This is a genomic window from Lactonifactor longoviformis DSM 17459 (genome assembly GCF_900129135.1).
In the GTDB taxonomy this organism is placed as follows: domain Bacteria; phylum Bacillota; class Clostridia; order Lachnospirales; family Lachnospiraceae; genus Lactonifactor; species Lactonifactor longoviformis.
This window is the reverse complement of record NZ_FQVI01000038.1, coordinates 15,324-29,535: the sequence shown is the minus strand read 5'-3', so window position 1 is coordinate 29,535 and position 14,212 is coordinate 15,324. Positions and strand designations below refer to the sequence as shown.

The 14,212-nt window shown below is 47.1% G+C and carries 11 protein-coding genes; 2 read left to right on the top strand and 9 right to left on the bottom strand.

The window, feature by feature from the left end; genetic code table 11:
• Positions 1–199 (top strand): transposase (locus tag BUA56_RS20495; RefSeq protein ID WP_072854633.1); only part of this gene is annotated, 199 nt, incomplete at its 5' end.
• Positions 200–375: 176 nt separating this feature from the next.
• On the opposite strand, the gene BUA56_RS20490 is transcribed toward BUA56_RS20495, so the two are convergent.
• The 9 genes from BUA56_RS20490 to BUA56_RS20450 all read right to left on the bottom strand — a co-directional run bounded on the left by BUA56_RS20490 (position 376) and on the right by BUA56_RS20450 (position 12,884).
• Positions 376–1,911, bottom strand: a complete 1,536-nt coding sequence (locus BUA56_RS20490; RefSeq protein ID WP_072854630.1) for an ATP-binding protein — start codon at positions 1,909–1,911, stop codon at positions 376–378.
• A gap of 19 nt (positions 1,912–1,930) precedes the next feature.
• Complete coding sequence (locus BUA56_RS20485) at positions 1,931–2,983, bottom strand: metallophosphoesterase family protein (RefSeq protein ID WP_072854629.1); 1,053 nt, start codon at positions 2,981–2,983, stop codon at positions 1,931–1,933.
• Between the two features lie 31 nt (positions 2,984–3,014).
• Entirely contained in the window at positions 3,015–4,406 is a 1,392-nt protein-coding gene (gene asnS, locus BUA56_RS20480; RefSeq protein ID WP_072854628.1) for an asparagine--tRNA ligase, read from the bottom strand.
• Between the two features lie 105 nt (positions 4,407–4,511).
• Complete coding sequence (locus tag BUA56_RS20475; protein ID WP_072854627.1) at positions 4,512–6,608, bottom strand: beta-propeller domain-containing protein; 2,097 nt, start codon at positions 6,606–6,608, stop codon at positions 4,512–4,514.
• Between the two features lie 16 nt (positions 6,609–6,624).
• The gene (locus BUA56_RS20470; RefSeq protein WP_242946828.1) at positions 6,625–7,161 is read right to left on the bottom strand and encodes an RNA polymerase sigma factor; all 537 of its coding nucleotides are present in this window, start codon (positions 7,159–7,161) and stop codon (positions 6,625–6,627) included.
• Between the two features lie 251 nt (positions 7,162–7,412).
• Positions 7,413–8,528 carry an aminopeptidase gene (locus BUA56_RS20465; protein ID WP_072854626.1) on the bottom strand — a complete coding sequence of 372 codons (1,116 nt, stop codon included), beginning with the start codon at positions 8,526–8,528 and terminating at the stop codon, positions 7,413–7,415.
• Between the two features lie 19 nt (positions 8,529–8,547).
• On the bottom strand, positions 8,548–11,004 hold the full coding sequence (locus BUA56_RS20460) for a hypothetical protein (RefSeq protein ID WP_072854625.1): 2,457 nt from the start codon (positions 11,002–11,004) through the stop codon (positions 8,548–8,550).
• Entirely contained in the window at positions 10,985–12,166 is a 1,182-nt protein-coding gene (locus BUA56_RS20455) for a class I SAM-dependent methyltransferase (RefSeq protein WP_072854624.1), read from the bottom strand. The genes BUA56_RS20460 and BUA56_RS20455 overlap by 20 nt, the downstream gene beginning before the upstream one ends.
• 124 nt (positions 12,167–12,290) lie before the next feature.
• Positions 12,291–12,884 carry a hypothetical protein gene (locus BUA56_RS20450; protein ID WP_207650958.1) on the bottom strand — a complete coding sequence of 198 codons (594 nt, stop codon included), beginning with the start codon at positions 12,882–12,884 and terminating at the stop codon, positions 12,291–12,293.
• A gap of 164 nt (positions 12,885–13,048) precedes the next feature.
• On the opposite strand from BUA56_RS20450, the gene BUA56_RS20445 reads away from it, so the two are divergent.
• Entirely contained in the window at positions 13,049–13,921 is an 873-nt protein-coding gene (locus BUA56_RS20445; protein WP_072854622.1) for a YitT family protein, read from the top strand.
• Positions 13,922–14,212: the final 291 nt, after the last annotated feature.

Sequence of the window (14,212 nt, the reverse complement as noted above, 5' to 3'; positions counted from 1 at the left end):
TATCCATGGGGCGTTGCTCCGCATGAACCGCTCCATCCAGGCAGAAGGGACATTTGGAATCATCAAATACGACCGAAGGTATAAGCGAATTGTAAGAAGAGGACTGGATTCGGTAAGAGTAGAGATATTTCTTGTTTCTATCGGCCATAATCTCTATAAAATCTATAATAAGCAGATGAGACTCCGGGAAGTGGCTTAAAGAAGAAAGAGCGCACGTTTGTTGGGGTAAGGGGGATTATGCGCTTTTTACTGCTTTTTTCTTACGCTTTCCACAAAATAAAGAGGGGCTGAAAAAATGGAGTTAGAGCAACTCCATTTTTTCACAGCCCCCTTTTCGAACCAGGGTGTCCCTTTTGAATACTGCCCTGTCCCTTTTTACAGCCTGACCAGATGATATTCCAGTCCCAGCGCTTCCAGCGCCTCTATCTCTCTTTCCTGGCAGGTAAATATCAGCACCTGCTGTTTATTCTCTGACAGCCATTTCAGCGTGTTTTGGAGCCTCCGGCTGTCGTACATGACAAAAGGTTCATCCAGCAGTACCGGGAGCTCCTCTTCTCTGCACAGAATATCTGAGACTGCCATCCGCAGCGCAAAGTATACCTGCTCTATGGTCCCTCTGCTCAGCTGCTCCAGAGGGGTATAGTGTTCACCGGTATTCAGGTGGATCCGGAATTCATCACTGATGGATATCTGTGTATATCTGCCTCCGGTTAACTGGCCTAATATTTTGGAGGTTTGGTTTTTCAGACGGTTTCCAATCTTGGACTGCATTGTCCGGGAGAGTTCCTGTATTGTGGCAATGGCCAGATCGATCCCCTCTATCTCCTCCTGGAGAGGGGTCATCTCCCCGCTGTGCTTGGCCAGCAGCTCCCGGTATTCTTCCTTCAGATTTTCACAGAAGGTATCCTTTTCTTCCGCCTCTTCCCTGAGATGTTCCAGCTTCCAGTCCAGTTTCTTTTCTTCTTCCTGTATCTCCCCTTCCTCCTCCGGCGCATTGTGCTTTTCCTTCGGGTTCCGGGAACTTTTTTTCAGAAAACGGAACAGAAAACCTATAGTCGCCAGGCCGGCTGCTGTCCCTGTCACTTCTCCTATCATTCCCGGGAGCAGAAGAATGCTCAGAAATATAACCACGGCACCTGCCAGCAGGACAGCCATGCTCCCCCGATGTTCTGCCCGCAAAAACAAAGGCCGATCCTTTTTATCGGCTTTCCCTTCTCCCTGCCTCAGCCCTTCCCTTCTTGTCTCGGCTTCACTGATTTTGGCCTCCAGCTCCGCCCTTTCTTCCTCCAGGAATAAAAGCTTTCCCTTAAGTCCGTTAAGCAGCTCCTCTTGTTTTCTAAGCTCCTCTTTTCTTGCCTGATCAAACTCTCTTTTTTTCTCTTTCAGGGCAGCCACAGCCTTTTCAATATCGATCTGTCCCTCTGTGTCGCTCTGATAATTGGACATATAATTGCGGAGCTCTGCCACGATCCCCTCTCCGGTCTGGTTCTTCAGCTGCCCCACGGATACGGTATTGTCATAAACCACCTGGCTGATATTCCCCAAAAGAATGCCAAGATCCCCATCCTCCACCGACAGCAGCTCGCCGTCGTCCTCGCAGATAAGTTCAGCCCGCTGACTCTCCTTGCTGAAGTTCCTGGTCAGCCGAAAGGTTTTCCCCCCGCAGGAAAACCGGATGCCCCCGGCATAGTAGCTGCTGTTCTCCCAGGGTTCAAAACGGCTGTACACGTCATTTCTTGCTGCCCTTCCCCGCATCCTTCGGATACCGAAGAATATTCCCTGGATAAAGGTGTGAAGAGTGCTCTTCCCGCTCTCATTTTCGCCGAAAATAACCGTAATGCCCTCCCCAAAGTCCAGCTCTCTGTTATGCAGTTTGCCAAAGTTTTTTATCCATAAATGTTCTATAATCATACATAATCTCCACCGGCACTTATTCTTCTCCCAAGAGGGCGCGCAGCCCATAGTACAGAGCCTTATTTTCTATAATTGTTCTGTCCTTTTCCATAAAATGCGCCACATACTCGCCAATCAGGCTGCCCCCGTATTTCTCACGGATGGCCTGAAAATCGTAATCCGGCTGGGTATCATCCAATACTTCAACAATATTTCCCAGTTTATACAGATCCGGCAGTACAAATTCCAGATCGGGATCCCGGAACCCTTCCAAAAAAATCTGAAAAATATTGTCCCTTCCATTCTCCTGTATCTCACAGCGTATCTTTGCCTCTACCGACAGCTGCGTGTCTTCCTCGGAAACCGTAATAATCAGCGGAATATAAGATCTGCAGGCAAAAGGCACAAACTGAATGGTGGTTCCAGAACTGCCGCATTCCCCCAAAATATACCCGTGAGGGCCCGTATCATTTCTGTCCAGTGGCTCCAGCGCCCCTGCATATGCGCCCCTGTGGCCCAGAACCTTTCCCGGTTTGTGGATATGCCCCAAAGCCACATAGTCAAACCCTGCTGCCTTCAAAAGTTCCCGGTGGATGGGAATATGGTGTTCGTCTCCTCCGTGGGCCAGAAGTATATTCGTACATCCCTCTGTCCTGACAGGGCGTATGAGATCATAGACCGGTTCCCGGATCTCCTGGCTGTAGTAGCTCAGCCCATAGATACAAGTATCCAGATCCTCCAGGCAGACTCTTCCGCATTCTCTTCCCCACAGACAATAAACGTTGGGATTCCAGGGAAATCTCTGATAAAAGGAATCCTTTTTGAGATAATCATGGTTTCCTGCCATCAGGATAACCTTTGTATCCGGTATGGTAGAAAAAAGATAATTCACTTCTTTCAGCTCCCTTTTCAGCGGCTGCCGGTGAAATAAATCCCCGGCAATGAGAAGAAGGTCGGCCTCTGCGCGGCCGACCTGACGAATGACTTTCTGAAAGCTTCTCCATATTTCTTTTTCTCTCTCTTCACTCCAGGGATATCCCTTGTCGGGCACTGCCCCCAGATGTACATCTGCAATGTGAATAAATTTCATGTAAAATCACTCATCTCCTAAGCACAATGGCTTATAGCTCACAATTATTAACCGTTCTGGGGAATGGAATCACGTCACGGATATTGCCCATACCAGTCAGATACATCACACAGCGCTCAAACCCAAGTCCAAAGCCCGAATGTCTGGTAGAGCCGTATTTTCTCAAATCCAGGTAAAACTCATAATCTTCCGGTTTTAACCCAAGCTCTTCCATACGGGCAGTAAGCCTATCGTAGGAATCCTCTCTCTGGCTTCCCCCGATAATCTCCCCGATTCCAGGCACCAGACAGTCCATGGCTGCAACTGTTCTGCCGTCCTCGTTCAATTTCATATAGAATGCCTTAATCTCCTTGGGATAATCCGTCACAAAGACAGGACGCTTATATACCTGTTCTGTCAGATACCGCTCATGCTCTGTCTGGAGATCACATCCCCAGGATACTTTATATTCAAATTTGTCGTTAACCTTCTCCAGTATCTCAATTGCCTCTGTATAAGTCACATGGGCAAAATCTGCGTTTACAACCCCCTGAAGGCGCTCCAGCAGCCCTTTATCCACAAAGGAATTAAAGAACTTCATCTCCTCCGGCGCTTCCTCCATAACATAGCGGATGACATATTTGAGCATTGCCTCAGCCAGCGCCATATTATCCTCCAAATCCGCAAATGCCATCTCCGGCTCGATCATCCAGAATTCCGCGGCATGCCTTGTGGTATTCGAATTCTCTGCCCGAAACGTAGGCCCGAAGGTATAAATACTGCGGAAAGCCTGGGCGTACGTCTCTCCGTTCAGCTGTCCGCTCACCGTAAGGCTTGTCTCCTTATTAAAGAAGTCCCTGGTGTAGTCGACTTTGCCGTCCTCTGTTCTCGGCAGATTCTCCAGATCCAGAGTGGTGACACGGAACATCTCCCCTGCGCCCTCACAGTCACTTCCTGTGATCAGAGGCGTGTGCACATAGACAAAGCCTCTCTCCTGGAAAAACTTGTGGATTGCGTAGGCAATCAGAGAGCGCACGCGGAAAACTGCCTGGAATGTGTTTGTCCTGGGGCGCAGATGAGAAATGGTTCTCAGATACTCCAGACTGTGACGTTTCTTCTGAAGAGGATAGTCCGGCGCAGACTCTCCCTCAACAAGAATTTCCCTGGCCTGAATCTCAAAAGGCTGCTTTGCCTGAGGCGTAGCCACAAGAGTTCCCGTTACCAAAATAGCCGCACCTACATTTAATTTAGAAATCTGGGTAAAATTATCCATACTGTCGCTGTATACAATCTGCATTGTCTCAAAAAAACTACCGTCATGAAGTACAATGAATCCGAATGTCTTAGAGTCCCTTACGCTTCGAACCCATCCGCCCAGGGTTACTTCCCGGTCCATGTACTTATCTCTGTCTTTGTAAATATCCTTTACTGTTATAAGATCCATATTCTTACTCCTTTTATAATATTAAGGCGGAGTAAGTTCTCCCTGGCTTACTCCACCTTTTAGTATATCGCATTGCAAATTATGACGCAAGGACTAACATAAAAACTACCATTCCAATTTCCCGGTCTGCCGATACTCCTGATTCATGTCAAAGGCTGTCAGACTGCTCCCATTATAAATATAGATCGTATTGTCTATATAGAGACCTCTGGCATCCCTAAACTCACTATAGTGCTCCTCCTGATTTTCATAGAGAGGCCAGACCAGTTTATTTACAAATCCGGTTCCCTCCTCGTAGGAAAATACACCGTAATATGCGTCGGGATAGTCACCTGAGGAAGAATAGCTTCCTTCTGTATAGGCGAACCCAAAGAGATTCTTTTCCGGATCTATCATAATTGCTTTATAATTATCTGCCACACTGTACTCCGAAACTGTGTTCAGAATCATTTTACTCTTCTCCGTCACATTGGAAGGATCGCTGATATCAAACATAGACAGCTTTAGTCCCAGCTCCTTTCCCGTCTCGGGATCCGCATCCCGGCCGATGCCAAGAAGAAGATTGTCTCCATAGTAATGCAGATACTCTGAAAAACCCGGGATTTTCAGTTCCCCCAGCACCACAGGATTCCGGGGATCCGACAGATCCACAGAGAACAGGGGATCTGTATTTCTGAAGGTTACAAAATATCCCTTCTCCCCCATAAACCGCGCTGATTTTATCTGTTCTCCCTCTGCCAGATTCTCAATCTTACCTGTGACCTCCAGCTTTTGATTCAGGATATAAAGTCCATTGGTATCCATTCCCCGGGTATCATTGGCAGTGAGAACAAGCCGCAGATTCCCCTCATATTCATCCAGGGAAAAAGAATCATTCAGATACCCATTGAAAGAGGCTGCTGCCTCCGCCTTGATCTTTCCGTCCTTATATGCAAAGCGGACTATCGAAGTTCTGTTCCCGCTCTGGGACCAATCCGGCCGGGTGATATAAATGTTAGAGCTGCTCACATACATCATATCGCTTCCGGCAACCAGTGCCTTGGTATCCTTTACTTTATCGGGCCTTTCTGTATCCACTGAGGTTATTACAATATAGCTGGATATATTCTGTTCCCTGGGCAGATAAATGTCCTCTGCGGGAAGCAGTTCCCCGTTAACCCTGGGGATATACTCCTCCACTGCCTCCGGATCCTCTGTATTATACGGTGAATAGTTGGTAAAGAGATATACATACTGTCCCGATTTTCTGGAGGACTGGTAATACCCCTCCTGGGAAACATGACCAATCTGCCTTACCTTGGTCCGGTCAGAGATATCATACGTATATAAATGTGTGGTTTCCTGTTCCAGAGTATCGTAGGTATTCTTCTCCCTTTCGTAAAGTGCAGTCTCATAATGGGACGTTATCACACTTAACACATCCCCGTCTACATACATCTCCTGTATTCCCTCTCCCGCAGACTCCAGCCGGAGCGAAGATGCCAGTTTCATGTCTCCGCCCTTGGCTTCCACTATCTGAAGCATTCCCTGCCGGGTAAGAAGATAAATGTATTTTCCGTCCGTCTTAATAATATCAGCCTCATCCACTCCTGCTTCCCGCACATTCGTATCAGAATAAGAACTGCCCCCTGCACTGTCTGCGGATGTATCCGCACCGGCTGCCTGGTCATTTGCGGCAGCGCCTGACTCCGGAACAGCTGCGGTATCTGCGGTAGATTCAGACTTTTCCGCAGCATCGGACTTACTCCCCCCGCTGAACCAGTCGGAAATGGTCCCAAGAATTCCCCGGTCCTCCTGATAAGCCTCCGCCTGAGGATACTTTACCGTATCATAGACCTGCCGGTAATCTGCAGCTGAGGCCATTACCTTGTCAACATCCTCTACAGCCGCAATCTCTCCCTCCGCCCCGGCATCGGCTTTCCCGCCGCTGCTGGGAGCCGAGTCTGTGACAGCCTGGGATTCTGACGATTCCATCTTGTTCTTCATATCTCCCGTCTGAGAGCTGACAAACCATGAAAATACGGCCAGTCCTACACACGCGGCAGCTCCTGCGCCTGCCGCCCATCGGCGTATGGCATGCCTTTTCTGTCCCTGTGAGGAGGATTCCAGCTTTCTCTCTATCTTTTCCGGACGGAGTTCTTCCGGTATCTCATCTGCCTGGGCCGACTGACGGATTTTTTCTAATAAATCCAATTCATTCATGTCACCTTCCTCCTTTCTATTCATCCAGATAGCGCTGCATCTTCTCCAGCGCCCGGCTCAACTTTGAGCGTACTGTGTTATGGCTTTTATGTAATATGGCACCGATCTCTTTGCTCTGATAACCGCCGAACACCTTCATGGCAACTATCAGCCTCTCCTCTTCCCCCAGCCGGAAAAAAGCCTCTCTGACCTGCATATTCTCATCCGGATCCGGAGTATACATCTCCAGGGATACCGAGTCTGTCAGTTCCTCCCCTAATTCCACCGGCTTATTCAGATATTCTTTCAGTCTTCTCTTGCACTTATTGGAAAGGATCTTAAATATCCAGCCCCGAAATGCCTCAGCATCCCGGAGGTTATGAATTCCCGCATAGGCGTCCGCCACGGTTTCACTCACAGCGTCTTCTGCGTCCTGGGGATTTCTCAATGTATACAGAGCCATATGATACATATCCTGATAAACCATCTCATACAAACCGGCGAAAGCTTTGGGATCCCTTTCCCTTGCTTTTCGGGCCAATTCACCGTATTCTCCCATCTCCTCACCTCTCATCCATGGATTTCACCTTCACTGGTACCCTGCTTCAGATGCTGATCTGAAGTTCGAATTCATAGATACAGTGTCCGCCATACTTCCTTTTGTTGCATCTGAAATCTATTTTATCTCTCAATAACAGGAAACCCGCATAGAAAGGGCGGTGCCGTCGCACCTCAGCTGCTTCGGCACCGCCCCCGGCGGATCTCCCGCTCTGCGTCCGGAAACCTTGCCTGTAATGCAAATGTACCCCGGATGCAAAGTTATATTTATTTTAAGTTCTCCGGATTCAGTCCCTCCAGCTCCGGCACTACAAATCTTCCGTCCTTGCGGATCAGCACATCGTCAAAATAAATCTCACCCCCGCCATATTCCGGCCTCTGAATCAGTACCATATCCCAATGGATGGATGACTCATTTCCGTTAGGCGCCTCATCGTAGCAGTTTCCCGGCGTAAAATGGATAGAACCCTGTATTTTCTCATCAAACAGAATATCCTTCATGGGCTCCAAAATATAAGGATTCACCCCGATGGCAAACTCTCCGATATATCTGGCCCCTTCATCCGTGTCGAAGACCTGGTTAATTCTTGTGGTATCATTGGCTGCTGCCTCCACAATCTTTCCGTCCCTGAAGGTAAGCTTCACATTTTCGAACACAAAGCCCTGATACGGAGAAGGCGTATTGTAAGTGATGGTCCCGTTCACAGAATCTCTCACCGGTGCCGTATATACCTCCCCGTCGGGAATATTGCAGGTTCCGCTGCAGGGAACCGCCGGGATATCCTTGATCGAGAAGGTAAGATCTGTCCCCGGAGATACCAGGCGGACCCGGTCAGTCCGGTTCATATACTCTACCAGCGGTTTCATAGCCTCTTCCATTCTGGAGTAATCCAGCGTACACACATCAAAATAAAAATCCTCAAAAGCTTCCCTGCTGGTATTGGCCAGCTGGGCCATAGAGGCATTGGGATAACGGAGCACTACCCACTTTGTATGGGGCACTCTGATCTCATGGTGAACCGGAGTGGAATAATACTGTTCATACAGCTTCATATTCTCCGGCGGCACATCTGACAGCTCAGATACGTTGTCACTGCCTCTTACTCCGATATAGCAGTCCATATTTGACATTTCCAGAGCATCCACCTTTGCCATCAGCTCCATCTGTTCCTTTGCAGCAGAGAGAAGAATCTCTCTCTGAAGGCGGGGATCCGTATAGTGTACAAACGGAATTCCCTTGGCGGCATATACTTCTTTCACCAGCTGTCTGGCCAGCTCCCCGGTTTCCTCTCCGATATAGTGGATATAAACCTTTTCATTCTCCTGTACCCGACAGGAATACTGTACCAGCCCTCTGGCCAGTTTTTTTAATCTCTCGTCCATCGCGTCCTCCTGTTACTGATTAATCTATGGATTCTATATAACTGATAAATACGTTGCCTGCACTCTGGAACAGCTCAGTGCTGTCATTCAGACCATAGGGGTACGTTTCCTGGGTAACAGGATTGTAAAGAATCGTGTTATAGGGGTCGTATCCTATGATGAGAACAGATTCTGTATCTGAGATCTTAGCGATAACCGGGCGGGAGGCGCTCACCTCATAGAGGATACTCTGCAGGGAACAGCCGGTGAGATTAAGCACAGTGCCGGAACCTCCCAGCCCTTCTGCAAGAGCGTCAGTATCCAGTTCTCCTGTTTTAAATACCTCCGGTATATCTCCCAGCTCTATCGTAACCCTTGTTTTCAGGTTTCCTCTTTCCCACACATACTGCTGCGCACGGTTCAGAACCACCCCGGTTTGTTCATCTGCCCTTACTATGGCCTCATTTGGCCTGGTGAAAATACTGTCCAGCTTTCCTTTCGCATACACATAGTATGCCTGACCGTCTTCCGTCTTTTCAACTTCCATATTTAGAGTCCGGTTTTCCTGGCTTTCCATCATCTTTGAAACCATTACCAGGGGATTCTTATCCCTGATACTGGTGCTGAAATTCAGCCGTATCTGCATTCCCTGCCGCTCTGTCACTTTGGCATTCACGGTGATTGCCTTCTCCTCCTGCTGCACATTGTTCATAATGTGGTCGCTGTTAATCTGCACATAAGCTCCGTCCTGCCAGTTAGCCCTGGAGAGCTCAATCAGACCCTGCTGCAGAGTTATCCCCAGGATATACACCCCATCCTGCTGGTAATTCTTTACCAGGGTGCCGTCAAAACTTTCAATCCTAACCTCATTCATAGCAAACTGGATATTTCCGGTTGCATCCGTAAGGATATCCGGCTCATTGGCAATTCCGTAAACCAGATCCTCATTGATAAATCCTACCGCTCTCAGCCTGGTTCCCTCTGCTGCGGCAATCGTTCTGGTTTCCCCTGACTCAAAATCTATCTCCGTAATCTGTGTTGTATTATTTGCATCATTTCCCTCCATCCAGGCAGCGTGAGCGTTTGTCGCCGAAACATAGAACCCATCCTTGGGAATTCCGGATTTCAGCACCTCGTATTCCTTACTCTGCGTGTCAAACCGGTACAGACTGCCCTCAAGAAGGAGATACAGCTGATCCTGAGTACTGATATAGGATAGCTTCTCCAGATCCTTCCTTAAAAATTCATAGGACTGCGTGGTTGGAAGAAAGAATTTCTCTTCCAATACATTCTGATCGTTGCTGTAATGATAGACGCCTGTCCCCACAACACCTTCATGGCTGCCCCTGCTCATATAACCGTACAGCACAAAATCCACATCACCAGTCTCGCCCACACGGATAATCTTCATATTATGGGCAGTACTTTCATATCGGATATCGGATTCTCCGTCCTCTCTGAAGCTGAGTATTCTCGTAAGCTTATTGGCCGTCTTATTATAACTCCAAAGCTCTCCCTCCTGAACAAAAGCCACAATGTCTGCATTTTGGTTCGTCACATGCTGTACCTCTTTGGAGGCCACGCCCAGATTAATCCCATCCTTAGTTATCACGGGCAGATTCCCGTCAAACACCTGCCTTGCAGAACGCTCAAAGTCAAGAAGCATCACCCTGGCCTGCGTATACCGCATCCTGTAAAAATCTGTCACATGGTATAGCTCCTGGTTCCCCTCCTCATCCTTGGATGAAATCATATACTCAATAGAAATGCTCCCGGTAGTCTCATTAATGTCCTTAATGGTTGGAATTCCTTTCCGGTACAGCTGAGGCTCCAGTTTTCCCCAACTCACCATATCATTGGTAGACTTAATATTTACCTCCGTATAGCTTTGACTGTTCATAGAGCTGTCCGTCTCCAGGTATTTGGTCAATTCTGACTGGGAACTCTTATCCAGACACAGCTGGTAAAACGTCTCCGCAAATTCCAGATATTTGTCGGTATTCAGCCCTGCTCTTTGTATCAGCCTGGTATAATAATACACTGTCTCCTTATCTGTCTCCACCGCAAATCTCAGAGAATATTCCTGGTTCATCCGGATGGGCTGCTGTATGGCAAATGTAGCCTTCTGCGTATTTTCCTCTTTTGAGAATGATTTTATCTTTGCATTCTCTACCACCTTACTGCCGTCTGAGGTACGCACCTCGTAGGCCACACTTTTAATCTTGTGACCGAAGGGAGTAATTGCCAGCGTAATCTCTTTATCCGTATCAATGGGGGTCAGACTGTCCCGCATAAAATCCACCTGCATCTCCTGCTTATATCCCAGCAGCTGATTCAGCTCATTGCCGTCAATCTCCATCGACAGCACAGGCAGGCTGGCAGGCTCCAAATCTGTTTTATTGTCCGTTGTCTGTTTGTTCATTCTGCTGCTTATGACCAGTACGGCAACTACAAACACAGCCGCCAAAATGCCAATCTTAGTAAGAATTCGCTTCATCTTCGGCCTCCTCTCCTGCACACAGCAAATGCTCCAGAGTGGGCCTGGCATGGAAAAATTCCATACATTCCCGGTATTGGTTCCCCTGTTTATTTCCCTTAGAGCGTTTTACCGCCCGGATCAGCAGGTTCTTGGGGGTATGTTCCATATCGATAAACTCCAGTATCTGCGTATCGTACCCCTGGCTCTCAAGGATTTTGGCCCTGAGTCCGTCGGTGAGGATCGCGGCAAAGCGCTCCTTCAAAATCCCGTAGGAAAAGACCGGTTCCAGTATTTCATTGGATATCTGGGCGTTTAGCTCATGCTGACAGCAGGGAACTGACAAAATGACAGAGGCATCCCATGCTACCGCTTTGGCCAATGCGTAATCCGTGGCAGTATCGCAGGCATGCAGAGTCACAACCATGTCCACCCGGCCGGTCCCTTGGTAGGAAGCAATATCCCCCTGCAGAAACTGGAGTTTCTCATACCCATATTTTCTGGCCAGGCCGCTGCAGGTCTCTATCACATCCGCCTTCAGATCCAGACCTATAATCTTTACATCATACCCTTTTAATTCCCTCAGGTAATGATACATGGCAAAGGTCAGATAAGATTTCCCGCAGCCGAAATCCAGGACTGTAATCTCTCTCTCCCGGTCAAGCTCCGGAAGGACATCCTCAATAAATTCCAGGAAACGATTCAGCTGCTTAAATTTATCGTATTTGGGTTTGAGTATCCTGCCCTCCTGATTCATAACCCCCAAGTCTATTAAAAACGGTACAGGAATTCCTTCCCGGAGAAGATATTTCTTTCTGCGGTTATGCTCCAGGGAACTCTCCTGTTTGCTGCAGGAGCCCTGCCTCCCCTTCACCTGGATCGTCATTTTCCCCTTTTTGCTCACCAGTACGTTTCCCCGGGCACTGCTGCTCTCCATCTGGAGCTGCCGGAACTGCCCTTCCATCTTCTGCTGTACATAGGAAATCAATTCTTCCTTTCTATAATTATGGTGCAGCTCCTTTTGTCCCAGAGACTCAGACACCTGGTACTTCAGCTGGCCTTTCAACATAACCGGACGTATCTTAATCTTACGAATCCCTTCTTTACTCCTTGGACCGCTGATCGTCATCTGATGCAGCCCCTGTTCCACATATCTATTTAAAAATTCTATTAAATCTGTCATATAATAATCTCCATCTGCGAGAGTTTGTCCTATTGTCACTTCAGAAGAACCGTGAGAAAAACTCACGGCTCATTCATGATATTATTGTAAAGGTTTTAAAGATAAACCACAAGACCCAATATTCCTAAAAATAACGTCTGCATCTGCGTCTTCTGCAGCGTCTTCTGTACACTTCGTTAAAGAATAAAACCTGTACCAGTTCCCTCAGCGCCCGATCTGTAATTTCCTGCGTCTGCATTTTTTCAGCCATATCTTTTTCAATCTTCTTTATCTTCTCCTGGCCATATCCCGGATCCTCTGGCATATCCTCTTCCGGCTCCTCCTCAGGCATTTTATCTTCCTCATACCTTTTATTTTCTTCATATATTTTATCTTCCCCGGGTACCTTCTCCCTTTCCAGCTCTCTTCTCAGCCGTTCCGGAAGCTCTATAGGTATTACTTTCTCTTCTTCCTTCTGTATCTTTTCCAGTTCCATCATTTCCAATCGTGCATTTTCTTCTTTTACCTGGCTGTAGATGTGATCACACATTTGATTCATCATAAACCGGTCCGGATATTCATCGTATATCATACTTCCTTCATATTCTATCTTATCGCAGGCATCTTCCACGAATTTCTGTACCATAGCTGCATTCTTTGGGTAATAGGATTTCATTTTTTCCATCTCTTGTTCCAGCATCCATTCCTGGTCATACATATCAGCATACGGATACGTCATATAAAATGGTAATGGTTTTTCGTAATACACTGTTTTCCCCTTAAAAAATAATTATATTTTACTATATATAGTATAGTCCCTGGGAATACTTTGTGCTATAATTGGGCTGGGAGAAATTTATATTATTTATTTCATGTATATGAAAATTTTTTGGGAGGATGAAAATGAATGAACTAAAGAGCAAGGACTTCTGGAAGGACCAGCTGATCATCACCATCGGCGTGTTCCTTTATGTAGTTCCGTACAACCTCATAACCACTCCGATGCATTTATACAGTGGTTATCTCACGGGTATTGCGCAGATTGCGAGGACACTCTTATCAGATTACGCACACATTAAGATGACCTTCGACTGGACAGGTATTATCCTGTATTTGATCAATATACCGTTGTTTGTTCTGGCGTTTAAAACGCTGGGCAGAACTTTTTTCTACAAGACAATCATTAATGTTACGGTGATGACTATCTTTTTCTCCATCATCCCGGTATCTGCAGAACCCTTAGTCAGCGATCCCATGGCAGGCTGTCTGGTAGCCGGTGTTGTCAGTGGATTCGGGGGCGGTATTATTCTCCGTTACGGCGGTTCCTGCGGCGGTATGGATATTGTAGGTATGTATGCCACGAAGAAAAATCCCAATTTCAGCGTGGGCAAAATTACCATGATGATGGCTGCAGTTATCTTTACGATATGCGCCTTCCTTTATAATATTGAAACCGTTATTTTTTCGGCAATTTTTACAATTATTTGCTCCCTTGCTCTGGACAAAACACATTTCCAGAATATCAAAATGTCCGCAACAATCTTCACCAAGAATATTGATGTGGGACCCATTATCACCCATGACCTGGGCCGGGGCGCCAACACCTGGCGGGGAGAGGGTACATATACGCACCAGGATACCTACGTATTTATGACTATCATCTCTAAATATGAGATGGGTCAGCTGAAGCGGAAGGTACGGGAGATCGATCCCAAGGCCTTTATCGTATTCCAGCAGGTTACAGAGGTATCCGGCAATTACGAGTCACGGCTGTAAGACCACTCTAAAATTAAATACAAAGCGTTTGCAGATCCCATCCGCAAACGTAAATGACATCCTCACCGGAGTCTATGTTGTAAGACATCAGAGACTCTGGAGAGGATGTTTTTTTGTCGCTCAAGTTCTCATTCCGCCTCCTTATGTGCAGACATTTAGGCTGTTGTCCGAAAAAATAAAACATCTGCCCAATTAACGAAATTTGCATTTACAGAAAAGGGTTTTCTGCAAAATGAATCTGACCAAAAGTACGTGTTTGGTTAATTTTAGGCGAATATATAAGAATCCGAT